Origin of the sequence: Streptomyces sp. NPDC092045, from assembly GCF_044756005.1 — a bacterium.
GTDB lineage: Bacteria > Actinomycetota > Actinomycetes > Streptomycetales > Streptomycetaceae > Streptomyces.
In genome coordinates, this window is sequence record NZ_JBIVSC010000004.1 from 210,890 (window position 1) to 234,587 (window position 23,698).

General features: G+C 74.0%; 19 protein-coding genes. 7 read left to right on the forward strand and 12 right to left on the reverse strand.

All coding sequences use genetic code 11. From position 1 onward, the window contains the following. The first annotated feature begins 97 nt into the window (after window positions 1-97). Window positions 98-1,237 (forward strand): helix-turn-helix domain-containing protein, encoded by a 1,140-nt coding sequence (locus tag ACIQKA_RS14445; RefSeq protein ID WP_402541073.1) that lies wholly within the window; start codon window positions 98-100, stop codon window positions 1,235-1,237. Between the two features lie 15 nt (window positions 1,238-1,252). On the opposite strand, the gene ACIQKA_RS14450 is transcribed toward ACIQKA_RS14445, so the two are convergent. The 6 genes from ACIQKA_RS14450 to ACIQKA_RS14475 form a co-directional block, all read right to left on the reverse strand. Next, window positions 1,253-2,101, reverse strand: a complete 849-nt coding sequence (locus ACIQKA_RS14450; protein ID WP_383446597.1) for a class II glutamine amidotransferase — start codon at window positions 2,099-2,101, stop codon at window positions 1,253-1,255. Window positions 2,102-2,179: 78 nt separating this feature from the next. Then, window positions 2,180-3,487 carry a DUF2254 family protein gene (locus ACIQKA_RS14455; protein ID WP_402541076.1) on the reverse strand — a complete coding sequence of 436 codons (1,308 nt, stop codon included), beginning with the start codon at window positions 3,485-3,487 and terminating at the stop codon, window positions 2,180-2,182. Window positions 3,488-3,643: 156 nt separating this feature from the next. Then, the gene (locus ACIQKA_RS14460) at window positions 3,644-4,417 is read right to left on the reverse strand and encodes a tyrosine-protein phosphatase (protein WP_383157892.1); all 774 of its coding nucleotides are present in this window, start codon (window positions 4,415-4,417) and stop codon (window positions 3,644-3,646) included. A 35-nt stretch (window positions 4,418-4,452) separates the two neighbouring features. Beyond that, window positions 4,453-5,061 carry a helix-turn-helix domain-containing protein gene (locus ACIQKA_RS14465; protein WP_383157942.1) on the reverse strand — a complete coding sequence of 203 codons (609 nt, stop codon included), beginning with the start codon at window positions 5,059-5,061 and terminating at the stop codon, window positions 4,453-4,455. A gap of 167 nt (window positions 5,062-5,228) precedes the next feature. Next, window positions 5,229-5,924 carry a response regulator gene (locus ACIQKA_RS14470; RefSeq protein ID WP_402541078.1) on the reverse strand — a complete coding sequence of 232 codons (696 nt, stop codon included), beginning with the start codon at window positions 5,922-5,924 and terminating at the stop codon, window positions 5,229-5,231. After that, window positions 5,921-7,843: an ATP-binding protein gene (locus ACIQKA_RS14475; protein ID WP_402541080.1), complete on the reverse strand. Its 1,923-nt coding sequence runs from the start codon at window positions 7,841-7,843 to the stop codon at window positions 5,921-5,923. Before ACIQKA_RS14475 ends, ACIQKA_RS14470 begins: the two co-directional genes overlap by 4 nt. Window positions 7,844-8,031: 188 nt before the next feature. Here ACIQKA_RS14475 and ACIQKA_RS14480 point away from each other — a divergent pair, with 188 nt between their 5' ends. Next, the gene (locus ACIQKA_RS14480; RefSeq protein WP_383157886.1) at window positions 8,032-9,387 is read left to right on the forward strand and encodes a cation:dicarboxylate symporter family transporter; all 1,356 of its coding nucleotides are present in this window, start codon (window positions 8,032-8,034) and stop codon (window positions 9,385-9,387) included. 167 nt (window positions 9,388-9,554) lie between these two features. Here ACIQKA_RS14480 and ACIQKA_RS14485 read toward each other — a convergent pair whose 3' ends face one another. Together ACIQKA_RS14485 and ACIQKA_RS14490 are read right to left on the reverse strand one after the other, a co-directional pair. Next, complete coding sequence (locus ACIQKA_RS14485) at window positions 9,555-10,478, reverse strand: aldo/keto reductase (RefSeq protein ID WP_402541083.1); 924 nt, start codon at window positions 10,476-10,478, stop codon at window positions 9,555-9,557. Further along, window positions 10,475-11,383: an NAD-dependent epimerase/dehydratase family protein gene (locus tag ACIQKA_RS14490; protein WP_383436490.1), complete on the reverse strand. Its 909-nt coding sequence runs from the start codon at window positions 11,381-11,383 to the stop codon at window positions 10,475-10,477. Before ACIQKA_RS14490 ends, ACIQKA_RS14485 begins: the two co-directional genes overlap by 4 nt. Before the next feature lie 67 nt (window positions 11,384-11,450). Between ACIQKA_RS14490 and ACIQKA_RS14495 the strand changes: the two genes are divergently transcribed. The 5 genes from ACIQKA_RS14495 (at window position 11,451) to ACIQKA_RS14515 (ending at window position 15,647) form a co-directional block, all read left to right on the forward strand. Continuing rightward, window positions 11,451-11,990: an Lrp/AsnC family transcriptional regulator gene (locus tag ACIQKA_RS14495; protein WP_383446580.1), complete on the forward strand. Its 540-nt coding sequence runs from the start codon at window positions 11,451-11,453 to the stop codon at window positions 11,988-11,990. A gap of 98 nt (window positions 11,991-12,088) precedes the next feature. Beyond that, on the forward strand, window positions 12,089-12,505 hold the full coding sequence (locus ACIQKA_RS14500) for a MerR family transcriptional regulator (protein ID WP_383159169.1): 417 nt from the start codon (window positions 12,089-12,091) through the stop codon (window positions 12,503-12,505). A gap of 5 nt (window positions 12,506-12,510) precedes the next feature. Beyond that, window positions 12,511-12,861 (forward strand): thioredoxin family protein, encoded by a 351-nt coding sequence (locus ACIQKA_RS14505; protein WP_383436487.1) that lies wholly within the window; start codon window positions 12,511-12,513, stop codon window positions 12,859-12,861. Window positions 12,862-12,930: 69 nt separating this feature from the next. Beyond that, window positions 12,931-13,287, forward strand: a complete 357-nt coding sequence (locus tag ACIQKA_RS14510; RefSeq protein ID WP_402541086.1) for a GNAT family N-acetyltransferase — start codon at window positions 12,931-12,933, stop codon at window positions 13,285-13,287. Window positions 13,288-13,412: 125 nt separating this feature from the next. Then, on the forward strand, window positions 13,413-15,647 hold the full coding sequence (locus ACIQKA_RS14515) for a HelD family protein (protein ID WP_383446574.1): 2,235 nt from the start codon (window positions 13,413-13,415) through the stop codon (window positions 15,645-15,647). A gap of 32 nt (window positions 15,648-15,679) precedes the next feature. Here the strand turns inward: ACIQKA_RS14515 and glgB are convergent, their stop codons facing one another. The 4 genes from glgB to ACIQKA_RS14535 all read right to left on the reverse strand — a co-directional run bounded on the left by glgB (window position 15,680) and on the right by ACIQKA_RS14535 (window position 23,446). Then, window positions 15,680-18,001 carry a 1,4-alpha-glucan branching enzyme gene (glgB, locus tag ACIQKA_RS14520; RefSeq protein WP_383446571.1) on the reverse strand — a complete coding sequence of 774 codons (2,322 nt, stop codon included), beginning with the start codon at window positions 17,999-18,001 and terminating at the stop codon, window positions 15,680-15,682. 166 nt (window positions 18,002-18,167) lie between these two features. Continuing rightward, window positions 18,168-19,517: a maltokinase gene (locus ACIQKA_RS14525; RefSeq protein WP_402541089.1), complete on the reverse strand. Its 1,350-nt coding sequence runs from the start codon at window positions 19,515-19,517 to the stop codon at window positions 18,168-18,170. 234 nt (window positions 19,518-19,751) lie between these two features. Next, on the reverse strand, window positions 19,752-21,464 hold the full coding sequence (gene treS / locus ACIQKA_RS14530) for a maltose alpha-D-glucosyltransferase (RefSeq protein WP_383159183.1): 1,713 nt from the start codon (window positions 21,462-21,464) through the stop codon (window positions 19,752-19,754). Then, window positions 21,461-23,446: an alpha-1,4-glucan--maltose-1-phosphate maltosyltransferase gene (locus ACIQKA_RS14535; RefSeq protein WP_402541092.1), complete on the reverse strand. Its 1,986-nt coding sequence runs from the start codon at window positions 23,444-23,446 to the stop codon at window positions 21,461-21,463. Before ACIQKA_RS14535 ends, treS begins: the two co-directional genes overlap by 4 nt. Between the last annotated feature and the right edge of the window lie 252 nt (window positions 23,447-23,698).

The window sequence follows — 23,698 nt, forward strand, 5'->3', positions numbered from 1 at the left end:
CCACCCTTGAGCCGGAGCACGGGATCAACAAGGCTTGGGGCCTGTCCCGGACACGTCCCGAACCTGTCCGCCCGTCCGGGAGGAGGGGAAGGCGCGGATGACGCCGGGGGAGCACGCCCCTGACCCGCGGGGCGCCCGGAGCCCCGCCGAGTTCCTCGCGCGCCTCCGGGCGCTCAAGGACTGGTCCGGCCTGACGTACGGCGAACTCTCGGCGCGGGCGGAGGCGCGCGGGAACGTCCTGCCCCGCTCCACGGTGGCGAACATGCTGTCCCGCGCGGCCCTGCCCCGCGAGGACCTCCTGACCGCCTTCGTCCGCGCGTGCGGAGCCGGACCGGCCGCGCCGGACCGGTGGCGGACGGCACGGAGGGAACTCGCGGAGCGGAGGGGGTACGGGGAGGCGGACGCGGAACCGGAGGCGGACGCGGGGCCGGGACCGGACGCGCGTCCCGCGCCGGAGGAACCGGAGCCGACGGACGCGGCGCGCGAAGAGGCCCCCGGGGAGGCCCGCGCTCCCGGGGAGGCTCCCGGCTCCGGGGCGGCCCGTGCTCCCGGGGAGGCTCCCACCCCCGGGGAGGTCCCCGGTCCCGAGGAGCCCCCCGGCCCCCCGCCCGTCTGGCCCTCCGCACCCGCCGTCGCGCCCCCCGGGCCGGGGACCGGCGGGACCCGGCCCCGAATACGCGGCCTCCTCGTCCCGGCGCTCGCGGTCGCCGCCCTCGTGTTCGCCGGGGTCAGCGTGGTCGCCTTCCTGCGGGACGGCCACACCGGGCACCCGCCCCGCACCCCCACCGCGCCCGCCGCCGGCGACGTGCGCATCCGGGTGGTCGGCACCGACCTCTGCCTCGGCGAGCGGCCCGGCGCCCGGACCGGCCGGATCCACCAGGTGCCGTGCGCCGCCGCGGACGTTCCGCGGTACGCGCTCGTGGAGGCGGGCGGCGGCCGGTGGCGGATCGTCTCCGACCATCCCGACCACGGCGCCGGCTGCTCCGGCATACCCTCCGGCGGGCGCGTGCCCGGCGCGCCGTACGAGGACTCCGAGTGCGGCGACCCCACCCGGATCGAGCGGTTCTCGCTGGAGCCGTACGGCACCCCGGTCGAGGGCTACCGGATCGTCCCGGCCGGCTCCGCGCCCCCCGGCGGCTGCGTCACCGTCGTCGGCGACCGCGCGGCCGGCCTCGCCCTGGCCCCCTGCGCGCCGGACGCCGCGGGCCAGCTCTTCGACTTCGACCGCCGCGACTAGGGGGTGTCCGGCGGATCAGGGCCCCGGCCCCCGGTCCGCCACCGGGGCGAACGGGTGCATCTCGTCGCCGCCCGGCTGGACGACGCCGTAACTGCCCTCCGGCACCTCGTTCCAGGCGCCGGGCAGGTCGCCCAGCGGCTCGGAGACGATGAGGCGGGTCCCCTCGGAGGCGCCCTGGAGGAACGTGACGTCGGGGTGCAGCCGGCGCAGCGTCTCCACCCGGCTGCTGTAGAACAGGGACCGGGAGGCGCGCTCGCTGGAGTAGCGGAAGGCCCAGAGGCGTTCGCCGTCGCTGACGGCCAGCGTCATCTGGAGGGGGAACTCCACGCCGTGCTCGCGGCCGACGCGCTCCACCGTTCCCGCCATCCGGGCGACCGCGGCGGGCGGGTCCCGGTCGAGGCCGTAGGTGAGGGCCAGGTAGAACATCACCTCGGAGTCCGTCGTCCCTTCGAGGTCCGCGTACAGCTCCGGGTCGACGAGCAGGGTGAGGGCGCGGCGCACGCGGTGGAACTCCGCGACGGCGCCGTTGTGCATGAACATCCAGCGGCCGTGCCGGAACGGGTGGCAGTTCGACTGCTGCACCGCCGTCCCGGTCGACGCGCGGATGTGGGCGAAGAAGAGCGGCGAGCGGACGTGGTCCGCCAGCTCCCGCAGGTTGCGGTTGCTCCAGGCGGGGCCGATCTCCCGGAAGAGCGCCGGGGAGTCGGAGCCCTCCGTGTACCAGCCGACGCCGAACCCGTCGCCGTTGGTGGTCTCCACGCCGAGCTTGGAGTGCAGGCTCTGGTCGATCAGGGAGTGCTCCGGCTTGTACAGGATGGTGTCGAGCAGGACGGGCGTGCCCGAGTACGCCAGCCATCGGCACATGCGTCATCACCTGGGTCTCTGCCGTGCTCCGGGAGCGACGGGGAGGGGCCCCGTCCGGCCCTCCCATTCTCGGGCCCCTCACCCGGGCGTGCCACGCGTGCGCCCCCCGGAGGGCCCGTCCGGGCCCGCCCCGGAGCCGTCCGTCCAGAGGAGCGGGTACGTCTCGCAGCCGGTCCGCTCGACCCACCGGAGCCGGTCGAGCACGACGGCGCGCCGGTCCCCGGGAGCCCGCTCCGCCAGTCCGCGCAGCAGGTCGCGCGCCCTGCGCAGCGCCATCGGGGAGCCGGTGGCGGCGATGAGCACGTCGTCGACGGCGGTCCGGACGCAGTGGTCCCAGCCCGGGACCGGAACGCTCACCCGCGCCCGTCCGGCGGAGTCGTGGAACCGCCCGACGTCCAGGTCCCGGCCGGCGAGGAGGAGCAGCAGGGCCTCCAGGCGGTCCAGGGCCTCCACCGCCGTGGCCGGGTCGTTCACCGCCGGGGACAGGGCGCGCAGGGCGATGTCGGCGAGCAGCCGCAGGGGGAGGGCGGGGTCCTGGTCGAAGGTGCGCTCCACTCCCGTCGACAGGGCCCCGAGGAGCGTCGCCGCCCGCGGGCCGTCCCCGCTCACCCGGGCGATCACCGTGCCCTCCGACAGGGTCGTGCCGGGGGCGACGCGGAAGGCGACGGAGAAGCCGTCCTTCCGGGCGGCGTCCAGGAGGAGGGGCACGTCGATCCTCTGGAGGACGGCCGGCGGCCCCGACCAGCGCACTTCCGTGCCCGTGCCCGTACGCGTTTCCGGCTCCGGCTTGGATCCGGCTTCCGGCTCCGATTCGGGCTCCCGGGAGGGCGGCGCGTACGGGCGGACGTACAGGCCGTCGTACAGGGCGTGCGCGCGGGCGGTGATCGCGGTGAGCGCGTGGCCGAGCTGGATCGAGTCGAAGGCCTTCATCTGGAGGGTGCGCATCAGACCGAGCGCGACCAGGGTGAGCAGCACGGCCGCGCAGGGGACGAGGACGGAGACGGTCTTCCGCGAGCCGATCGCCAGGCCCGAGGTGACGCAGAAGACGAACAGGCCGACGGCGAAGGCGAACGTCCGCCAGACGACCGGTTCGTGGCGGAACAGGCCGAGGCGCGGGGTGAACGTGCTCGCGGAGAACTGGACGACCAGGAAGAGCAGCGAGTAGATGACGCTCACCAGGCCGATGACGCCGAAGCCCAGGGGGAACAGCACGCTCACCACCCGGCCCGCGTCCACCCGCGGTCCGCCGGTGATCAGCGGTGCCGACAGTCCCAGCCCCAGGCCGGCGACCGCGCACAGCAGTTGGGAGAGGTCCCGGCGCACGGCGCGCGAGGGGTTCCGGAAGGGCGCGGCGCGCCGGGGGGCGCGGTCGGCGTGACCCGGCATCCGGCCTCCTCCGGGGTTGCCGTGGACCGTGTGCGGAGAGGGACCGCCCGGCCGGCCGCCGCCCCGTGACCGGGGTCGGGAGCACGGTGTCCGCCGGACCGGTCTCCGCCCGTCGACCGTACCCCGCGCGGTGCGCGCTGTCGTCCGGGCGCGGGGTCACACGGCCGGACGGGCGGGCGCCGGACGGCGCTCCGGCGGCTCCACCAGACGGGCCCGCAGCGCCGTCACCACCGCCGGGTCCAGACCGACCGGACCGGTGGCGTACGCGTACACCGATCCGTGCCGGGTCCGCAGGTCCGCGAGGAAGAGACGGGCGACGTCGGCGGGGGCGCGGCCGTAGCCCGGCCAGCGGAGCGCGCGTCCGGGGTGGGCCGCGTGCCAGTCGGCGACCAGGCGTTCGGTGGCCAGTTCGGTGAGGGCGAAGTCCGCGAGGACCTCCTCGTCGGGGACCTCCAGGAGCGCGAGGAGGACGGCCGCGAGCAGTCCCGTACGGTCCTTCCCCGAGGCGCAGTGGAAGACGAGCGGTCCGTCGGCGGCGGCGACGACCTCCAGGGCGGTGCGGAGCTCCGCCGTCCCGTCCTCGGCGACCTCGGCGAACCGGTCGGCGAGGTACCGCCACGGGTCGACGGCGGGGTCGATCTCCGCCTGGTCGTACGGGCGGTGCTCGACGGAGAGGTTGTGCCAGGAGACGTCCGGGGACTCCGGCAGGCGGCCCTTGGCCGTGATCTCCCACGGGTGGCGCAGGTCGATCACCGTGGTCACGCGCAGCGCCCGGAAGCGCTCCAGGTCCTCCGGTCCGGCGTCCGCGAGCTTGCCGAGGGAGTCGGAGCGGTAGAGGGTCTCCCACCGCACGGTCCCGCCGCCGGCGGTGCGATAGCCGCCCAGATCACGGAAGTTGTGGAGTCGTTCGAAGGGTATGTGTCGTCTCACGGCGCCAATCTACGGCGCCGGTCGCGGCCGGCGGATCACGTTCCGACGGACTCCCAGAAGTGGCCGGCGATCCCGTCCAGGTAGGCGCGCCCCTCGTCGCCCGTGGTCCCCGAGGCGCCCCAGCTGCTGACCGCCGCCATCCGGGCGTGGTACTCCCCGTGCAGCCGCTGGAGCGCGGACTCCACGGTCCGCCGGGGCAGCGGCACCGTCCGCACCACCGGCTTCACGTACGCCTGCCAGCGGGTGGTGACCGCGTCGCGCAGCAGCTCGGCGAGGCGCCCGTCGCCGCCGGTCGCGGTGATCAGGGCGCGCGGGCCGAGGCCGAGGACCTCCGCGAGGGCGGCCGTCTGCCGTTCGGTGCCGCGCCAGTCCCCCTCGTCCTCCATCCGCCGGTACGCGGAGGCCGCGAGCCCCACCCGCCGCGCCAGCTCCTCGGGCGCGAGGCCGCGCGCCACCCGGTGCTCGCGCAGGGTGGAGGCGGTGACGATCAGCTCGGCGGGGGAGCACCACAGGACGCCCGCGAGGGCCGTGAGCTCCTGCTCGGTGGGGACCGCCCGGCCGCGTTCCCAGGCGAGGACGGTCTCGGGGGTGGCGAAGACGCCGTACTGCGCCCGCAGGCCGTACGCGACGTGGCCGTGGGCCATGCCGAGGCCCTCGCGCAGGCGGCGCGCGGCCGGGGCGTCGAAGGGCGGGGAGGGCTGGTGCACGCGGCCACGGTAGGTGCGGAGGGAGACAGGCGGATACGGTGCGTTCGCCCAAGGCCAAAGGCCGTAGGAACGTGTGAACCGCCCGGTAACACCGTCCTCCCCGCTCAGTGGCCGCGCGCCGGCCCCTCCAGCCAGCGGTACTGGAGCTCGGGCCGTCCGATCTGCCCGTACCGGGGCGCCCGCACGGTCCGGCCCTCGGTGACGAGGTGCTCCAGGTAGCGGCGCGCGGTGATCCGGGAGATCCCGACGGCCGCCCCCGCCTCGGCGGCGGTGAGCCCGTCCGGGGCGGCCCGGAGGGTGCGGGTGACCGCCTCCAGGGTGGGGGCGCTCAGACCCTTGGGGAGCGCGGCGGGGTGCGGGGCCCGCAGGGCGGCGAGCGCCCGGTCCACCTCGTCCTGTCCGGAGGCCTCCCCGGCGGCGGCCCGGAACTCGGCGTACCGCACGAGCCGGTCCCTGAGGGTCGCGAAGGCGAAGGGCTTGAGCACGTACTGGACGACCCCCAGGGAGACGCCCTCCCGCACGACCGCCAGGTCCCGGGCGGAGGTCACCGCGATGACGTCGGCGGCGTGCCCGGCGGCGCGCAGCGCGCGCAGCAGCTGGAGGCCGTGGCCGTCGGGCAGGTACAGGTCGAGCAGGATCAGGTCGACCCGCGTCCGGTCGAGCACCCGCACGGCGGCGGCCCGCGAGTGCGCGACCCCGACGACGGCGAACCCCTCGACGCGCCCGGCGTAGAGCGCGTGGGCGTCGGCGGCCACGGGGTCGTCCTCGACGACCAGGACCCGGAGGGGAGCGGCGCTCATGGAGTGGCCTCCGTCCCGGGGCCGGCGGGGTCGGCACCCGCACCGACGGCCCCGTCCGTGGGCGGGGCTCCGCTCGCACCGGCGGCCTTGTCCGTGGGCGGTGCCGCGTCCGGGCCGGGAGTTCCCTCCGGGCCGCCGATCCGGTCCGGGGGTGGGGCTCCACCCGGGCCACGGGCCCCACCGGGGCCGGACGGGCCGCCGGAGCCCGGCGCGGGTGCCCCGCCCGGACCGGGTGCCCCGTCCGCGGGCGCGACGCCGCCCGTGCCGGAAGCGTCCCCCTCCCGTGGTGCGGGCACCCGCCCCGGCGCGGTCCCCGGCTCCGGAGCCCCCTCCCGCAGCGGCAGCCGTACGGTGAACTCCGCCCCGCCCTCCTTCCCGTCCGCGAGGGTCAGCGTGCCCGAGGCGCGGGAGACCGCCTGGCGGACCAGGGCCAGGCCGAGGCCGCGGCCCGGGCCGCGGGTGGACCAGCCGCGCCCGAGCACCGCGTCCCGGTCGGCCGGGCGGACGCCGGGGCCGGTGTCCCCGACCCGGAGCAGCAGCTCGCCGTCCCCCGCGCGGGCCGCGACCGTGACCGTCACGCGCGCGTGCGGGGCGCCGCCCGCCGCCTCCACCGCGTTGTCGATCAGGTTGCCGAGGATCGTCACCAGGTCCCGCGCGGACAGCGCCTCCGGCACCCGCCCGTCGTCGATGCGGCTGTCCTCGGTGAGGACCAGCTCCACGCCCCGCTCGTTGGCCTGCGCCGCCTTGCCGAGCAGCAGCGCGGCGAGGACGGGCTCGCCGACCGCGTCCACGACCCGGTCGGTGAGCGCCTGCGCCAGCTCCAGTTCCGCCGTCGCGAACTCCACCGCCTCCGCCACCCGGCCCAGCTCGATGAGCGAGACGACCGTGTGCAGCCGGTTCGCCGCCTCGTGCGCCTGCGAGCGCAGCGCCTCCGTGAAGCCCCGCTCGGAGTCCAGCTCGCCCGACAGGGCCTGGAGCTCCGTGCGGTCCCGCAGCGTGACGACGGTCCCGCGCCGCTCCCCGCCCACCACCGGGCGGGTGCTGACGAGGAGGACCCGGTCGTCCGTCAGGTGCGTCTCGTCCACGCGCGGCTCCGAGGAGAGCAGCGCGCCCGTCAGCGGCGCGGGCAGGCCGAGCTCCGCCGCCGGGCGGCCCACGACCCCCTCGTCCAGGCCGAGCAGCTCCCGCGCCCCGTCGTTGATCAGGGCGATCCGCCGCCGCCCGTCGAGCATCACGAGCCCCTCCCGCACGGCGTGCAGCGCGGCCTCGTGGTAGTCGTGCATCCGGCTCAGCTCGGTGGCGTTCATGCCGTGGGTGTGGCGGCGCAGGCGCGCGTTCACCACGTACGTCCCCGCCCCGCCGAGCGCGAGCGCCGCGCCCGCCATGCCGAGCAGGGCGGTCACCTGCTCCCGCACCTGCGCGCTGATCCGCTCGATCGTGATGCCCGCGCTGACCAGCGCGACGACCCGTCCGTCGGCGCCGAAGACGGGCGCGATCGTCCGCACGGAGGGGCCGAGGACCCCGAGGTGCGTCTCGGAGTGGATCCGTCCCCGCCGGGCCTCCTCGGTGTGGCCGAGGTACGTGCGGCCGATCTGGTCCGGCTCCGGGTGCGTCCAGCGGGTGCCGTCCGGGGCCATGATCACCACGAAGGCGACGTCCGCGTGGCGGCGCAGCGACTCCGCGTACGGCTGGAGCGCCGCCGACGGGTCGGCCGAGCGCGCGGCGGCGGCCACGGACGGCGAGTCGGCGACGGCCGCGGCGGTGGCCGTGGACTGGCGCCGCGCGGTCTCCTCGGCCTGCGTCCGGTCCGTGAGGTACGCGAAGACCGCGCACCCCGCCACGACGACGGCCACGAGCACGACCTGCATCGCGAAGAGCTGGCCGGCCAGGCTGCGGGGACGGGGGAGGCGGAGACGCATGCGGGTAAGTGTGCACGTCCGGGACCGCGCGGCGGCGCCGCGGTCCCGCCCCGTCCGCGACCGGCGTCGTTTCGGCCGTGAACGAAACGTACGCAACCGTGACCCGGGTCACAGGCTGGTGGATAGTCGCGGAGGTCCACCGGGACGCGGACGCCCGGGGGACACCCACCAGCACGAGGAGGACCCCCGTGGCCGCACGCCGGGACCGTACCCACTATCTGTATCTGGCCGTCATCGGCGCCGTACTGCTCGGCATCGCGGTCGGCTTCCTGGCGCCGGGCTTCGCCGTCGAGCTGAAGCCGCTCGGCACCGGCTTCGTCAACCTGATCAAGATGATGATCTCCCCGATCATCTTCTGCACGATCGTGCTCGGCGTCGGCTCGGTCCGGAAGGCCGCGAAGGTCGGCGCCGTCGGCGGCCTCGCCCTCGGCTACTTCCTGCTCATGTCGACGGTGGCGCTCGCGATCGGCCTGCTCGTCGGCAACCTCCTGGAGCCCGGCTCCGGCCTCCACCTCACCAAGGAGCTGGCCGAGGCCGGCGCCAAGCAGGCGGAGGGCGCGAGCGAGTCCACGCCGGACTTCCTCCTCGGGATCATCCCCACCACCCTCGTCTCCGCCTTCACCGAGGGCGAGGTCCTCCAGACCCTCCTGGTCGCCCTCCTCGCGGGCTTCGCGCTCCAGGCGATGGGCGCGGCCGGGGAGCCGGTCCTGCGCGGCATCGGGCACATCCAGCGGCTGGTCTTCCGCATCCTGGCCATGATCATGTGGGCGGCCCCCGTCGGCGCGTTCGGCGCCATCGCGGCCGTCGTCGGCGCGACCGGCGTGGACGCCCTGAAGTCCCTCGCCGTCATCATGATCGGCTTCTACCTGACCTGCGGGCTCTTCGTCTTCGTGGTGCTCGGCGCGATCCTGCGGCTGGTCGCCGGGATCAACATCTGGGCCCTCCTGAAGTACCTGGGCCGCGAGTTCCTGCTGATCCTCTCCACCTCCTCCTCCGAGTCGGCGCTGCCGCGCCTCATCGCGAAGATGGAGCACCTGGGCGTCTCCAAGCCGGTCGTCGGCATCACCGTGCCGACCGGCTACTCCTTCAACCTCGACGGCACCGCGATCTACCTCACGATGGCCTCGCTCTTCGTCGCCGAGGCGATGGGCGACCCGCTGTCGCTCGGCGAGCAGGTCTCCCTCCTCGTCTTCATGATCATCGCCTCGAAGGGCGCGGCGGGCGTCACCGGCGCGGGCCTCGCCACCCTGGCGGGCGGCCTCCAGTCGCACCGGCCCGAGCTGGTCGACGGCGTCGGCCTGATCGTCGGCATCGACCGCTTCATGAGCGAGGCGCGCGCCCTCACCAACTTCGCCGGCAACGCCGTCGCCACCGTCCTCGTCGGCACCTGGACCAAGGAGATCGACAAGGAGCGGGTGGCCGAGGTCCTCGCCGGCCGGATCCCCTTCGACGAGAAGACCCTCGTCGACGACCACGCCCCGACGACCCCGGTCCCGGACCAGCGGGCGGACGGGGAGGGCGGGAAGACGCCCGCGGCGGTCTGACCGCCTTCCGCCCCCTTCCCTCTCCCCCTCTCCCGCACTTCCGCGAAGAACCTCCGGGTCCCGGGCCTTGAGCCGGATCCGGGCCCCGGGTACGGGAGGTCCCCGGCCGCCACGAGCGGCCGGGGACCTCCCGTTCACCCCCGCACCGCCGGCTCCTCCGACCCCTCCTACCTCTCCGGCTCCTCAGCCCCCTCCGCCCCCTCCGGCTCCGGCGGCCCCAGCTCCGCCAGCTCCTCCTCCGTCAGGACGAGCCCGGCCGCGGCCGCCGAGTCCCGGGCCGTCTCCGGGCGGCTCGCCCCCGGGATCGGCAGGACGGTCTCCGAGAGCGACAGCAGCCAGGCGAGCGCCACCCGCTGCGGGCCGACCCCGCGCGCCCGCGCCACCCGGTGGAACGCCCCGAACTCCGGGTCCTCCTCCAGGGCGGACGCCCCGTCCAGCGAGCTGCGCGAGATCCCGCCCAGCGGGCTCCACGGCAGGAAGGCGAGCCCGAGCTCCGCGCAGAGCCGCAGCTCCGCCTCGCCGTCCCGGACGGCGGGCGAGTACCGGTTCTGCACGGAGACGAGCCGGTCGCCCAGCACCTCCCGGGCCAGCAGGATCTGCTCGGCGCCCACGTTCGAGACCCCGGCGAGCCGGACCGTGCCCGCGTCCAGCAACTCCCTCACCGCGCCGAGCGATTCGGCGTACGGGACGGACGGGTCCGGCTTGTGGAGCTGGTAGAGCCCGATCGCGCCGCCCCCGAGCCGCCGGGCCGAGGCCTCCGCCGCCCGCCGCAGGCGGCCGGGCCGGCCGTCCACGGTCCAGCCGCCGTCGGCCGTCCGCCCCCGCCCGCCCTTCGTCGCCACCAGCACCCCGTCCGTACGGCCTCCGTACGAGGCCAGGGCCCGGGCCACGAGCCGTTCGCCCTCGCCGGGTTCGCCGCCCGGCGGGTGGTAGGAGTCGGCGGTGTCGAGCAGGGTCACGCCCGCGTCCAGGGCCGCGTGGACCGTGGCGACGGCCCGCGCCCGGTCGGGCCGCCCCTCGATGGAGAGCGGCATCGTGCCCAGCCCGACGGCCCCGACCCGTACGTCCCCCAGCGTCCGGAAGCGCGTCACCGCGCCGCACCGACCGCGTCGGAGACGGCCCGCGCGAGCCATTCCGAGGAATGGGAGAAGGAGTAACCCAGCTCCGTGGCCCGCGCGTTGTCCATCCCGTACGAGCGGGCGAAGGAGAACGGCGAGACCTCCCCGGCCTCCACCTCCCGGAACACCGTCCGGCCGCCCACCTGCCGTTCGATCTCCGCGCAGAGGTCGGCGGTGCGGAGCGGGCCGTGGGAGTGCGCGTTCACCGGCCCGGTGAAGTCCGCCTCCACGGCCCAGGCGAGGAACGCGGCGATCTCCTCCACGTACACGTAGGTCGCCGGACGGTTCACCGCCGGGACCGCGATCGGCTCGCCGTCCCGGACGCGCCGCACGTAGTGGTCGAGCCGGCCGGTGAAGTCGTCGTGGCCGCCGAGGACGTGCGCCACCCGGACCGAGGCCCAGGCGAACGGCGCCCCGGCCGCGAACACCGCCTCGGCCTGCCGCTTGCCCTCCCCGTAGTGCGCGTCGCGGAACTCCGGGTCGTCCCAGGCGGCGCCCGTGTCGACGGCGACCGACGCCAGGTCGAGGGCGGTCTCCGGGAGCGGTGCGGGCGAGTCCTCGTTCCCGTACACCTCCACCGTCGACGTCATCACGTAGCGCCGGACGCGTCCCGCGAAGACCCGCCGGGCGATCTCCGCCTGGCGGGGGGTGTAGCAGACCTGGTCGAGGACGACGTCGAAGGAGCGGCCCGCCAGCACGGATTCCAGGGCGGTTTCGTCGTCGCGGTCGGCCACGAGGTGCCGCATTCCGCCGGAAGGCCCGCCGGGAACTCCGGAGGAACCCCGGTTGAGCACCGTGACGCGGTGCCCGGATTCGCGCAGGAGGGCGATGACCCGCTTGCCGAAATAACGGCTCCCGCCGATGACCAGAACGTCCATGAATTCCCACTCCCTTTCCTCCGGGGAAAAGTGTTACGTTGAACGCTCGCCGCCTGAAGGGGGAAACATGGGTCTCCAGGCCGTCGCGCCGAAGGAACCACGGCGTTCGCGGACCGCCGCCGACGAAACCTCGGCGGCCCCCCGTGGGGCGTTCGACGCCATCGACCGGCAGATCCTGGACCTCCTCCAGACCGACGGCCGGATCAAGCTGAGCGAGCTCGGCCGCCGCGTCCGGCTCAGCCCGGCGGCGGTCACCGAGCGGGTCCGCCGCCTGGAGGAGAGCGGCGCGGTCACCGGCTACGGGGCCAGGGTCTCCCCGGCCCGCCTCGGCTACGGCCTCCGGGCCTTCATCCGCGTGAACCCGCACGGCGGCTACACCCTCAGGCACCCCCGCACCCTCGAACTGACCGCCCGCCCCGAGGTCCTGGAGGTCCACCACGTGGTGGGCGAGGACTGCTGGATCCTCAAGGTCGCCGTCACCGACACCGTCCACCTCGAAGAGGTCCTGGAACAGACCTCGCTCCTCGGCCGCACCACGACCTCGATCGTGCTCTCCTCCCCGGTGGAGGGAAAACCGCTGCTGCCGCCGGACCGCGACCACGCCTGACGCACGCCGGCCCCGGCCGCCCCGGCGACCCGCTTCACGGACGGGCCGCGAGACCGGCCCTTGCCCTGACGCCGACGTCAAGGCCTACCGTCGGGGGCATGCGCATCGGAGAGCTGGCCGAGCGGGCCGGGACCACCACGCGGACCCTGCGGTACTACGAGTCCCGGGGGCTCCTGACCGCCCGGCGCACGGACCGGGGGCACCGCACGTACGACGAGGACGACCTGCGGCTCCTCCAGCAGATCAGGACCCTGCGGGACTTCGGGTTCGAGCTGGAGGAGACGCGGCCGTTCGTCGACTGCCTGCGCGCGGGGCACCCGGCGGGGGACGCGTGCCCCGCGTCGATCGCCGTCTACCGGCGGAAGGTCGCCGAGCTGGACGGACTGATCGAACAGCTCCGGGCGGTGCGCGCGCAGGTGGGCGCCCAGCTGCTGCGGGCCGAGGCGGAGCTGCCGCACGGCCCGGAGCCCCGGTGCGAACTGACCCCGGAGAAAGCGGCGGAGGAAGAGGAGTGACGGACATGACGACGGACACGACGGACGCGGCGGGCGTGACCGAGGTGACGGACGCGGACTTCGGCACGGAGGTGCTGGGCTCCGGGCTGCCGGTCCTGGTGAAGTTCACCGCCGAGTGGTGCGGGCCGTGCCGGCAGCTGAAGCCGGTGCTCGGCGCGCTCGCCCGGGAGGAGGCCGCACGCCTCCGGATCGTCGAGATCGACGTGGACCGCAACCCGGAGACCACGGTGCGGTACGGGGTCCTCGCCACCCCGACCCTCATGGCCTTCCGGGCCGGCGAGCCCGTGAAGTCCCTGGTGGGCGCCCGCCCGAAGCGCCGCCTCCTGGAGGAACTGGAGGACGTCCTCGGCCCCTGAGCCGCCGGGGCTCCCGCACCCGCCGCCGCCGGGAGGCCCTCCCGGCGGCCCGTGCCGGACTCGGGCGGCATGAATCATGATCACGACACGACCGGCCTGACCGTCGGGGACCGCGACCCCGAGCCGGCGAAGCTCCTCGACCGGGGGCTCGACGCGTACGACTTCGCGGCCACCGGGACCAGCCTCGAGGACCGGAGCGGGTTCCCGGTGAAGGCCGTCGACCCGGCGACCGGCGAGGTCGTCGGCGGGATCACCGCCCGGACCTGGGCCGGACTGCTCGGCATCGACATGCTCTGGGTCCACGAGGAGCACCGCCGCGACGGCCGGGGCGGCAGGCTCCTGCGCGCCGCCGAGGACGTCCACTTCCACAAGGACCTCACCGGGAACCCGGCGGGCGGAGAACGGGAAAACCCCGACCGGAATTGACAGCCGGGGTGTCGCGGAGCGTATATTGATGGATTCCGTGTCTGCACATAAAGAAAGCGCACCCAAGTGCGCCTGCGAGTCACGGTGAAGCTCAATAAACGTACTGTATCGCGCCGGGAGTCGAATTGTCAACCGAGGAATTTCGGAATGAACAACAATTCATCACCGATCTCTACACACGACTCGACCACCTGAGGGACCAGGCCGAGGCCGCCGTCGACCGCGCCCTGCGCACCCCCGGCACCGGCAACAGCCAGGGCCGGCTCGAACGGGACGTGCTGGTCGCCGAGCGGTCCGGGCTGCTCGCCGCGCTCGACGCGGGGGAGAGCGGCCTCTGCTTCGGCCGGCTCGTCTTCCGCGACGGCCGCGACCACCACATCGGCCGGCTCGGCATCCGCGAGGACGACCCGAACCGCACCCCCCTCGTCGTCGACTGGCGCGCCGAGGTCGCCCGCCCCTTCTACCTCGCCACCGGGTACGAGCCCATGGGCCTCTCCCGCCGCCGCCACATCAGCACCACCGGCCGCACGGTCACCGCCCTCCACGACGAGGTCCTCGACCTCGCCGACGCCACCCGCACCGGCCACGAGAACCGGGACGCCGACGAGGTGCTGCTCGCCTCCCTCGACGCCGCCCGCACCGGCCGCATGCACGACATCGTGCAGACCATCCAGGCCGAGCAGGACGCCATCATCCGCTCCCCGCACCGCGGCGTCCTCGTCGTCGAGGGCGGCCCCGGCACCGGCAAGACCGCCGTCGCCCTGCACCGCGCCGCGTACCTCCTCTACGCCCACCGCGAGCAGCTCGCCCGCCGGGCCGTCCTCATCGTCGGCCCCAACCCCGCCTTCCTCGGCTACATCGGCAACGTGCTGCCCTCCCTCGGCGAGACCGGCGTCCTCCTCGCCACCCCCGCCGAGCTCTTCCCCGGCGTCCGCGCCACCGGCACCGACACCCCCCGCGCCGCCGCCGTCAAGGGCTCCGCCGCCATGGCCGACGCCCTCGCCGCCGCCGTGCGGGACCGCCAGCGGGTCCCCGAGCGCGGCGAGCCGCTGGTCGTCCCGCACGAGGACGGCGACCTGGTCGTCGACTGGGACATGGCCCTGGAGGCCCGCCACAAGGCCCGCGAGACCGCCCTCCCGCACAACCTCGCCCGCCCCTACTTCGTCTTCCGGATCCTCGACGCCCTCGCCGCGCAGCTCGCCGACCGCATCGGCGCCGACCCGTACGGCGGCCCCAACTTCCTTGGCCCCGACGACATCGCCCTGCTCGCCAAGGGCATCGCCGCCAACCCCGAGGTGTACGCCGCCCTCGACACCCTCTGGCCCGCCCTCACCCCGCGGGAGTTCCTCGCGGACTACCTCACCGAGCCGACCCACCTGCCGGACGCCGACGCCGACGCGATCCGCCGCGAGGGCGGCGCCTGGACCCCGGCCGACGTGCCCCTGCTCGACGAGGCCGCCGAACTGCTCGGCGAGGACGACTCCGCCCTCCGTGCCGCCGAGGAGGCCGAGCGGCAGAAGCGCATCCAGTACGCGCAGGGCGTCCTCGACGTCTCGTACGCCTCGCGCACCTACGAGTTCGAGGACAAGGAGGAACAGGACAAGGACGCCTCCGAGGTCCTCTCCGCCCACGACGTCATCGACGCCGAGCGGTTCGCGGAGCGCCACGAGGAGGCCGACCACCGCACCGCCGCCGAACGGGCCGCCGCCGACCGCACCTGGGCCTTCGGGCACATCATCGTCGACGAGGCCCAGGAACTCTCCGCGATGGCCTGGCGGCTCCTGATGCGCCGCAGCCCCACCCGCTCGATGACCCTGGTCGGCGACCCCGCCCAGACCGGCGACCCGGCCGGCGTCGGCGCCTGGCGGGACATCCTCGGCCCGTACGTGGAGGACCGCTGGGAGCTGGTCCGGCTCGGCGTCAACTACCGCACCCCCGCCGAGATCATGGCCGTCGCCGCCGAGGTGCGGCGCGAGGCCGACCCCGGCTTCGAGCCGCCGAGCTCGGTCCGCTCCACCGGCGTCGAGCCCTGGGACCGCACGGTCGAGGACCCGGTGAGGGAGACCGCCGACGCGGTCGCCGCCGAACGGCGCCCCGACGGGCGGCTCGCCGTGATCGCCCCGCCGGAGCTGCACCCCGCCCTGGCCGGCGCCCTTCCGGACGCCGACCACGGCCCGGCCCCCGACCTCACCCGGCCGGTGGTCCTCCTCGACCCCCGGCAGGCCAAGGGCCTGGAGTTCGACACGGTCCTCGTCGTCGACCCGGACGGCATCCGGGCCGGCGCCCCGCACGGCGTGAACGACCTGTACGTGGCCCTGACCCGGGCCACCCAGCGCCTGGGCGTGATCAGGCCCGTGTGATCAGACCCGCGCGATCACGCCCGCCGTGACCTTCAAGCCGGCCTGAGCCACACCGTCGCCAGCGGCGGCAGCGTCATCCGCACGCTCGACTCCCGTCCGTGCCACGGCACCGACTCGGTCTTCACAGGGTCGGTGCCGACCACGTCCGAGCCCCCGTACCGGCCCGCGTCCGTGTTCAGCACCTCCGTCCAGGCCGCGAAGGTGTCCGGCACCCCGAGCCGGTAGTCCCGCCGCACCACCGGCGAGAAGTTCGACACGGCGAGCAGCGGCGAGCCGAAGCCGTCGAACCGCAGGAACGCGAAGACGTTGTCGTCGGCCGCGTCCCCGACCACCCACGCGAACCCCTCCGGCGAGGTGTCCCGCTCCCACAGCGACGGCGTCGCCGTGTACACCGTGTTCAGGTCGCGGACCAGGTTCTGCACGCCCCGGTGGTCGTCCGCCGCCCCGTACGCCGGGTCGAGCAGCCACCAGTCCGGGCCCTGGTCCGCCGACCACTCCCCGCCCTGCGCGAACTCCTGCCCCATGTAAAGGAGTTGCTTGCCGGGGTGGGCCCACATGAAGCCCAGGTAGGCGCGGTGGTTGGCCCGCTGCTGCCACCAGTCGCCCGGCATCTTCGACACCAGCGACCGCTTGCCGTGCACCACCTCGTCGTGCGAGATCGGCAGGATGTAGTTCTCGCTGTACGCGTACACCATCGAGAACGTCATCTCGTCGTGGTGGTACTTCCGGTGCACCGGCTCCTTCTGCACGTACTCCAGGGAGTCGTGCATCCAGCCCATGTTCCACTTCATGCCGAAGCCGAGGCCGCCGAAGCCGCCCGGACCCACCTGGTCCGTCGCCCGCGTCACCCCGTCCCAGGCCGTGGACTCCTCCGCGAAGGTCGTGATCCCCGGGCAGCGCCGGTACACGGTCGCGTTCATCTCCTGGAGGAACGCCACCGCGTCCGGGTTCTCCCGGCCCCCGAACTCGTTCGGCACCCACTCGCCGTGCTCGCGCGAGTAGTCCAGGTAGAGCATCGAGGCGACCGCGTCCACGCGCAGGCCGTCGATGTGGAACTCCTGGCACCAGTACACGGCGTTGGCGACCAGGAAGTTCCGCACCTCCTTGCGCCCGTAGTCGAACTCCAGGGTCCCCCAGTCCGGGTGGTGCGACCGGCGCGGGTCCTCGTGCTCGTACAGCGGCCGCCCGTCGAACTCGGCGAGCGCCCAGTCGTCCTTCGGGAAGTGCGCCGGGACCCAGTCCATCAGGACCCCGATCCCCGCCCGGTGCAGCGCGTCCACCAGGTGCTTGAAGTCGTCCGGGGTGCCCATCCGGGCCGTCGGCGCGTAGAACCCGGTCACCTGGTAGCCCCACGAGCCGCCGAAGGGGTGCTCGGTGACCGGCATCAGCTCCACGTGCGTGAAGCCGAGGTCGCGCACGTAGGCGGGGAGCTGCTCGGCCAGCTCGCGGTAGGTCAGCCCCGGCCGCCAGGACGCCAGGTGCACCTCGTACACCGAGAGCGGGGCCTCGTGCGCCGGGCGGGCGCCCCGCCGCTCCATCCACTCCCCGTCGCCCCACACGTGGTGCGACTCGGTGACGATCGACGCCGTGTTCGGCGGGCACTCGGTGCGCCGGGCCATCGGGTCCGCCCGCAGCGTGTGCGAGCCGTCGGGCCGGGTGATGTCGTACTTGTAGACCGTGCCCTCGCCGAGGCCGGGCACGAACAGCTCCCACACGCCCGTCGAGCCGAGCGAGCGCATCGGCAGGCCCGCGCCCCAGTACGTGAACCCACCGGTGAGCCGCACCCCGCGCGCGTTCGGCGCCCAGACCGCGAACCGGGTGCCGGTCACGCCCTCGTGCGTCATGATCCGGGAGCCGAGCGCCGTCCACAGCTCCTCGTGCCGGCCCTCCCCGATCAGGTGCAGGTCGAGGTCCCCGAGCGAGGGCAGGAAGCGGTACGGGTCCTGGAGCTCCAGCTCGGGGCCCTCCGCGTAGCGCACCCGCAGCTCGTACGCCGGCACCTTCCGCAGCAGTGGCAGCAGCCCCGAGAAGAGGCCGTCCCCGTCGTCGTGGAGCGCGATCCGGCGGCCCTTGGTGAGGACCGCGACCTCGCGGGCGAACGGGCGCAGCACCCGCACCACCACCCCGCCGCGCACCGGGTGCGCGCCGAGCACCCCGTGCGGGTCGTGGTGCTCCCCGGCGAGCAGCCGCGCCCGGTCGCCCGGGTCGAGCGGTGGCGCCTTCCGTACGGCGGGCCGCTCCGGCGCGGGCTCCTTCCGCACGGCGGGCAGGTCCGCCGCGGACGCCTTCCTGGCAGTGGCCGACGCGGGCGCCTTCTTGGCTGTGGACGTCTTTCCTGCGGATCGGGCGGTCACGGGGATGCCTCCTGGAGGACGGGAGAGGGAAAGGGGGGATCGGTGCGGAACACGCCTGTGGAACGGGCCGCGGGGACGCCGGGACACTCGGCCGAACGGGGCCGGTGGGGGTTCCCGCGGGTGGGAGGGAGCCCGCAGGACGGGCCCGCTGCTCCGAACGGGGTACTCACGGGATCGCCGCCAGACGTTCGATCGCCGCCATCGGGACCGGCAGCCAGTCCGGCCGGTGACGGGCCTCGTAGACGACCTCGTACACCGCCTTGTCGGTCTCGTAGGCGCGGAGGAGCGCCGGGTCCGAGCGCGGGTCGGCGCCCGCCGCCTCCGCGTAGCCGGTGCAGAAGGCGGCGCGGCAGCGGGCCGCCCAGTCCGCGTTCCACGGGCGGTGGGTGCGGGCCGCGTAGTCGAAGGAGCGGAGCATCCCGGCGACATCCCGGACCGTGGGCTGCGGGCTGCGCCGCTCGTCCAGCGGCTTCGCGGGCTCGCCCTCGAAGTCGATGACCGCCCAGGCCCCGTCGGAGCCCCGCAGGGTCTGCCCCAGGTGCAGGTCGCCGTGGATGCGCTGGAGCGCCCCCGCCCCGGCCGCCCCGACCGCCGCCGTGAAGACGGCCCGGAGCCCCGGCACGTGCGGCAGCAGCGCCGGCACGGCCTGCGCCGCCGCGTGCAGCCGCCGGTCCATCGCGTTGGCGAGCAGCTCGGCCTCGGCCTTCCCGAGCCGCCGCGTCGGCAGCGCCCCGGCGAGCGCCAGGTGCACCTCGGCGGTGGCGCGGCCGAGCGCCCGCGCCTCGGTGGTGAACTCCCGCCCGTCGGCCAGCGCGTCGAGCGCGAGCCGCCAGCCGTCCCGGGAGTCCCGCAGGTAGGGCTGGAGGACGCCGAGGGTCGCGGCCCCCGACTCGAACCAGGCGACCGGCGCGGGCACCCGGGCGCAGCCGGCCCGGCTGAGCGCGAGCGGCAGCTCCAGGTCGGGATTGGCACCGGGGCTGACCCGGCGGAAGATCTTGAGGATGTACGCGTCCCCGTAGACCAGCGAGGAGTTGGACTGCTCGGCGTCGAGCACGCGCGGCGCGAGCGCGGCCGGCAGGGCGGTGGTGGCGTGGAAGCGCAGCGGGCCGGTCCGGCCCGGGGTGCGCAGCCGCTCGTAGAGGAGCCCGGCGAGCCGCGGGTCGCGCAGCCCTTCGTAGACGGCCCGCCCGGCGAGCGGCCCCTGCCGGATCCGCCCGATCAGGGCGGGGGCGAGGCGGGGCGGGAGCTGGGTCCGTACGCCCAGGAGCAGTTGGTAGCAGTCGGAGGGCGAACCGGCCGGCCGGCCCGGCTGTTCGACCCGTACGAGCAGGTGGAGGAGGCCGGGCCCCGGGCCGTCCGGCGGCAGCAGCTCGGTGGCGGCGTCCAGTGTGAATCCGGTGACCCGGCGGCCCTTGCCCGCGAACCAGCGCTGCCGTGGCAGCCATTCGTGGAGCAGGGGGGCGAGGGACGGAAGGAGGGCGTCCGGGGCCCGGGTGTCGGATGCGGTCTCCGGCATGGCATCGCGTCCTTTCCCCGGGGCGCGCAGTTGGGTTTCGTATACGTTCAAATGCGCAGAGTGTCCCGGATGGCGGCTTGGACTGTCCGGATGTGCGGGACGTGTCGGAAAGGGAAGATCCGTATGGGCCCGAGAAGAAGGCCCGTATGGACCTGAATCGTGCTGTCGTTCACAGTGCCCCCGGCGGGACGGGCGAAACCGTCCCGCCGCGGACGTGGCCGAACCGTCGGGGTCTCAGGCCTTCTTGAGGCGGAACCAGTAGAACCCGTGGCCCGCGAGGGTCAGGAGGTACGGGAGTTGCCCGATGGCAGGGAACTTCACGCCACCGACCAGTTCCGTCGGGTGCAGCCCGGCGAAGCTGCGCAGGTCGAGCTCGGTCGGCTGCGCGAACCGCGAGAAGTTGTTCACGCAGAGCACCAGGTCGGCGTCCTGTCCCTCCTCGGGAGGGGACTCGCGGAGGAACGCGAGCACCGCCGGGTTCGAGGACGGCAGTTCCGTGTACGTCCCCGTGCCGAAGGCCCGGTTCTGCTTGCGGATCTCGATCATCCGCTTCGTCCAGTGCAGCAGCGACGATGGCGAGGCCATGCCCGCCTCGACGTTGGTCACCTGGTAGCCGTGGACCGGGTCCATGATGGCCGGAAGGTAGAGCCTCCCCGGGTCGCAGGAGGAGAACCCGGCGTTGCGGTCGGGCGTCCACTGCATCGGGGTGCGCACCCCGTCCCGGTCGCCCAGCCAGATGTTGTCGCCCATGCCGATCTCGTCGCCGTAGTACAGCACCGGCGAACCGGGCAGCGAGAAGAGCAGCGCGGTGAACAGCTCCATCTGGTTGCGGTCGTTGTCCAGGAGCGGGGCGAGCCGGCGCCGGATGCCGATGTTGGCCCGCATCCGCGGGTCCTTGGCGTACTCCGCGTACATGTAGTCGCGCTCTTCGTCCGTGACCATCTCGAGCGTCAGCTCGTCGTGGTTGCGCAGGAAGATGCCCCACTGGCAGCCGGAGGGGATCGCCGGGGTCTTCGCCAGGATCTCGGAGACCGGGTAGCGCGACTCGCGCCGCACGGCCATGAAGATCCGCGGCATGACCGGGAAGTGGAAGGCCATGTGGCACTCGTCGCCGCCCGACCGGAAGTCGCCGAAGTAGTCGACGACGTCCTCCGGCCACTGGTTCGCCTCGGCGAGCAGCACCGTGTCCGGGTAGTGCTCGTCGATCTCCTTGCGGACCCGCTTCAGGAAGGCGTGGGTGGCCGGGAGGTTCTCGCAGTTGGTGCCCTCCTCCTGGTAGAGGTACGGCACCGCGTCGAGCCGGAAGCCGTCGATCCCCAGGTCCAGCCAGAACTTCAGCGCGGACAGGATCTCCTTCTGCACGGCCGGGTTCTCGTAGTTGAGGTCCGGCTGGTGCGAGAAGAACCGGTGCCAGTAGTACTGCTTGCGCACCGGGTCGAAGGTCCAGTTGGAGGTCTCCGTGTCGACGAAGATGATCCGGGCGTCCGGGTACTGCTTGTCGTCGTCGGCCCAGACGTAGTAGTCGCCGTACGGCCCGTCCGGATCGCGCCGCGACTCCTGGAACCACACGTGCTGGTCGCTGGTGTGGTTCATGACGAAGTCGATGATCACGCGCATGCCGCGCTGGTGGGCCGCGTCCACGAACTCCACGAAGTCGGCCAGGTCGCCGAACTCCGGGAGCACCGAGGTGTAGTCGGCCACGTCGTAGCCGCCGTCCCGCAGCGGGGACTTGAAGAACGGCGGCAGCCAGAGGCAGTCCACGCCCAGCCACTGGAGGTAGTCCAGCTTGGACGTGATGCCCTTCAGGTCGCCGACGCCGTCGCCGTTGCTGTCCTGGAAGGAGCGGACGAGGACCTCGTAGAAGACGGCCCGCTTGAACCAGTCGGGATCGCGGTCCTTGGCGGGGGTGTCCTCGAAGGTGTCGGGGACGGGCTCGTTGACAGTCATGAGGTGGGTGACCCTCCGGTCTGCGGGGACGGTCGCAGGGCCAGCACGTGCGCGGGCGTGACGCCCGGTTCCAGGCGCACGTAGTTGGACCTGCCCCAGTGATAGGTCTCGCCGGTGAGCTCGTCGCGCACCGGCGCGGTCTCGTGCCAGTCGAGGCCGAGTTCCGGCATGTTCAACGAGACCGTCGCCTCCTGGGTGTGGTGCGGGTCGAGGTTGACGACCACCAGAACGGTGTTCGAACCGGAGCGCTTGCTGTACGCGATCACCTGCGGGTTGTCCACGTCGTGGAAGGTCAGGTTCCGCAGTCGGCGCAGCGCCGGGTGGCGGCGTCTGATCCGGTTCAGGTTCGTGATCAGCGGGGTGATCGTCCTCCCCGCGCGCTCCGCCGACTCCCAGTCACGGGGCCGCAGTTCGTACTTCTCCGAGTCGAGGTACTCCTCGCTCCCCTCCCGCAGCGGGGTGCTCTCGCACAGCTCGTACCCGGCGTACATGCCCCAGGACGGCGAGAGCGTCGCCGCGAGCACCGCCCGCAGCTCGAACGCGGGCCGGCCGCCCTCCTGGAGGTGGCCGGGCAGGATGTCCGGGGTGTTCACCCACAGGTTCGGCCGCATCTGCGCCGCCGTGTCGCGGGACAGCTCCGTGAGGTACTCCGTCAGCTCCTCCTTGGTGGTGCGCCAGGTGAAGTACGTGTACGACTGCTGGAAGCCGATCGCGCCCAGGGTCCGCATCATCGCGGGCCGGGTGAACGCCTCCGCCAGGAAGATCACGTCCGGGTCGGCCCCGTTGACCTCGCCGATCACCCGCTCCCAGAACACCACCGGCTTGGTGTGCGGGTTGTCGACGCGGAAGATCCGGATCCCGTGGTCCATCCAGTGCCGCAGCACCCGCACGGTCTCCTCGACGATCCCGTCCATGTCCTTGTCGAACGCGATCGGGTAGATGTCCTGGTACTTCTTCGGCGGGTTCTCCGCGTACGCGATCGAGCCGTCGGGGCGGTGGTGGAACCAGTCCGGGTGCTTCTCCACCCACGGGTGGTCCGGCGAGCACTGGAGCGCGAAGTCGAGCGCGACCTCCAGGCGCAGCTCCCGGGCCCGCGCCACGAAGGCGTCGAAGTCCTCGAAGGTGCCCAGGTCCGGGTGGAGCGCGTCGTGCCCGCCCTCCGGCGAGCCGATCGCCCACGGCACGCCCACGTCGCTCGGCGACGCCGACAGGGAGTTGTTCGGTCCCTTGCGGTGCGTCTCGCCGATCGGGTGCACCGGCGGCAGGTACAGCACGTCGAAGCCCATCGCCGCCACCGCCGGCAGCCGCTCGGCGGCCGTCCGGAAGTTCCCCGGGACCGTGCGCCCGTCGACCGTCCGCGCCCCCTCCGAGCGGGGGAAGAACTCGTACCAGGAGCCGTACAGGGCCCGCTCGCGCTCCACCCGGAGCGGGAACTTCGGCGAGGAGGTGAGGAGTTCGCGCAGCGGGTGGCGGTCCAGGACCTCCACCACCCGGGGGGCGAGGGCCGCCGCGAGCCGGACGGCGGCGGAGCGCGACGGGTCGCGCAGGGTGTCCGCCGCCGCGAGCACGGCCTCCCGGCCGCCGCCCTTCTTCGGGACGCCCTTCGCGGCCCGCTCGTACAGCTCGGCCCCCTCCGCGAGGACCGGTTCGGAGTCGATCCCGGCCGGGATCTTGATCTTCGCCGCGTGCCGCCAGGTGGCGACCGGGTCGCTCCAGGCCTCCACGGCGTACGTCCAGGACCCCTCGGCGTCCGGGGTGACCTCGGCACCCCAGCGGTCGGTGCCCGGCGCCAGTTCGCGCATCGGGATCCAGGGGCCGGGACGGCCCGACGGACCGCGCAGCACGACATTGGCGGCGACGGCGTCGTGTCCCTCGCGGAAGACGGTCGCCGTCACCTCGAAGGTCTCTCCGGCCACCGCCTTCGCGGGGCGCCGGCCGCAGTCGACCAGTGGGCGGACGTCCATGACGGGAATGCGTCCCATGAGCGGATTCACAGCATCACCTGACGGTTTACGGGGGTGCGGGTGGTGGTGCGCTCTTTCTAGCTCCGCCGACGGCCGGCGGGTCGGGGGCGTGCCCTCTCCCGTCCGCGTTCACCCGGACGGCCGAACCGAGGGGGTGAAAGGGGGTCAGGAACGGGCGCGTGCCGGGCGTTACCGGAGGAGCCTTCCCATGGTGCACCCTCGGGCAATCCGGCGCTTTGTTAACTACCGGGTCGTAGCAAATCGGGCCAA

Bases quoted from the DNA above. Each gene is read 5' to 3' on its own strand.
- ACIQKA_RS14500 (WP_383159169.1), top strand. From the start codon at position 12,089: ATGCGCATCGGAGAGCTGGCCGAGCGGGCCGGGACCACCACGCGGACC.
- ACIQKA_RS14510 (WP_402541086.1), top strand. From the start codon at position 12,931: ATGAATCATGATCACGACACGACCGGCCTGACCGTCGGGGACCGCGAC.
- ACIQKA_RS14475 (WP_402541080.1), bottom strand. From the start codon at position 7,843: ATGCGTCTCCGCCTCCCCCGTCCCCGCAGCCTGGCCGGCCAGCTCTTC.
- ACIQKA_RS14535 (WP_402541092.1), bottom strand. From the start codon at position 23,446: ATGGGACGCATTCCCGTCATGGACGTCCGCCCACTGGTCGACTGCGGC.
- ACIQKA_RS14525 (WP_402541089.1), bottom strand. From the start codon at position 19,517: ATGCCGGAGACCGCATCCGACACCCGGGCCCCGGACGCCCTCCTTCCG.
- ACIQKA_RS14445 (WP_402541073.1), top strand. From the start codon at position 98: ATGACGCCGGGGGAGCACGCCCCTGACCCGCGGGGCGCCCGGAGCCCC.
- ACIQKA_RS14505 (WP_383436487.1), top strand. From the start codon at position 12,511: ATGACGACGGACACGACGGACGCGGCGGGCGTGACCGAGGTGACGGAC.
- ACIQKA_RS14465 (WP_383157942.1), bottom strand. From the start codon at position 5,061: ATGGCCCACGGCCACGTCGCGTACGGCCTGCGGGCGCAGTACGGCGTC.
- ACIQKA_RS14455 (WP_402541076.1), bottom strand. From the start codon at position 3,487: ATGCCGGGTCACGCCGACCGCGCCCCCCGGCGCGCCGCGCCCTTCCGG.
- ACIQKA_RS14450 (WP_383446597.1), bottom strand. From the start codon at position 2,101: ATGTGCCGATGGCTGGCGTACTCGGGCACGCCCGTCCTGCTCGACACC.
- treS (WP_383159183.1), bottom strand. From the start codon at position 21,464: ATGACTGTCAACGAGCCCGTCCCCGACACCTTCGAGGACACCCCCGCC.
- ACIQKA_RS14470 (WP_402541078.1), bottom strand. From the start codon at position 5,924: ATGAGCGCCGCTCCCCTCCGGGTCCTGGTCGTCGAGGACGACCCCGTG.
- ACIQKA_RS14490 (WP_383436490.1), bottom strand. From the start codon at position 11,383: ATGGACGTTCTGGTCATCGGCGGGAGCCGTTATTTCGGCAAGCGGGTC.
- ACIQKA_RS14495 (WP_383446580.1), top strand. From the start codon at position 11,451: ATGGGTCTCCAGGCCGTCGCGCCGAAGGAACCACGGCGTTCGCGGACC.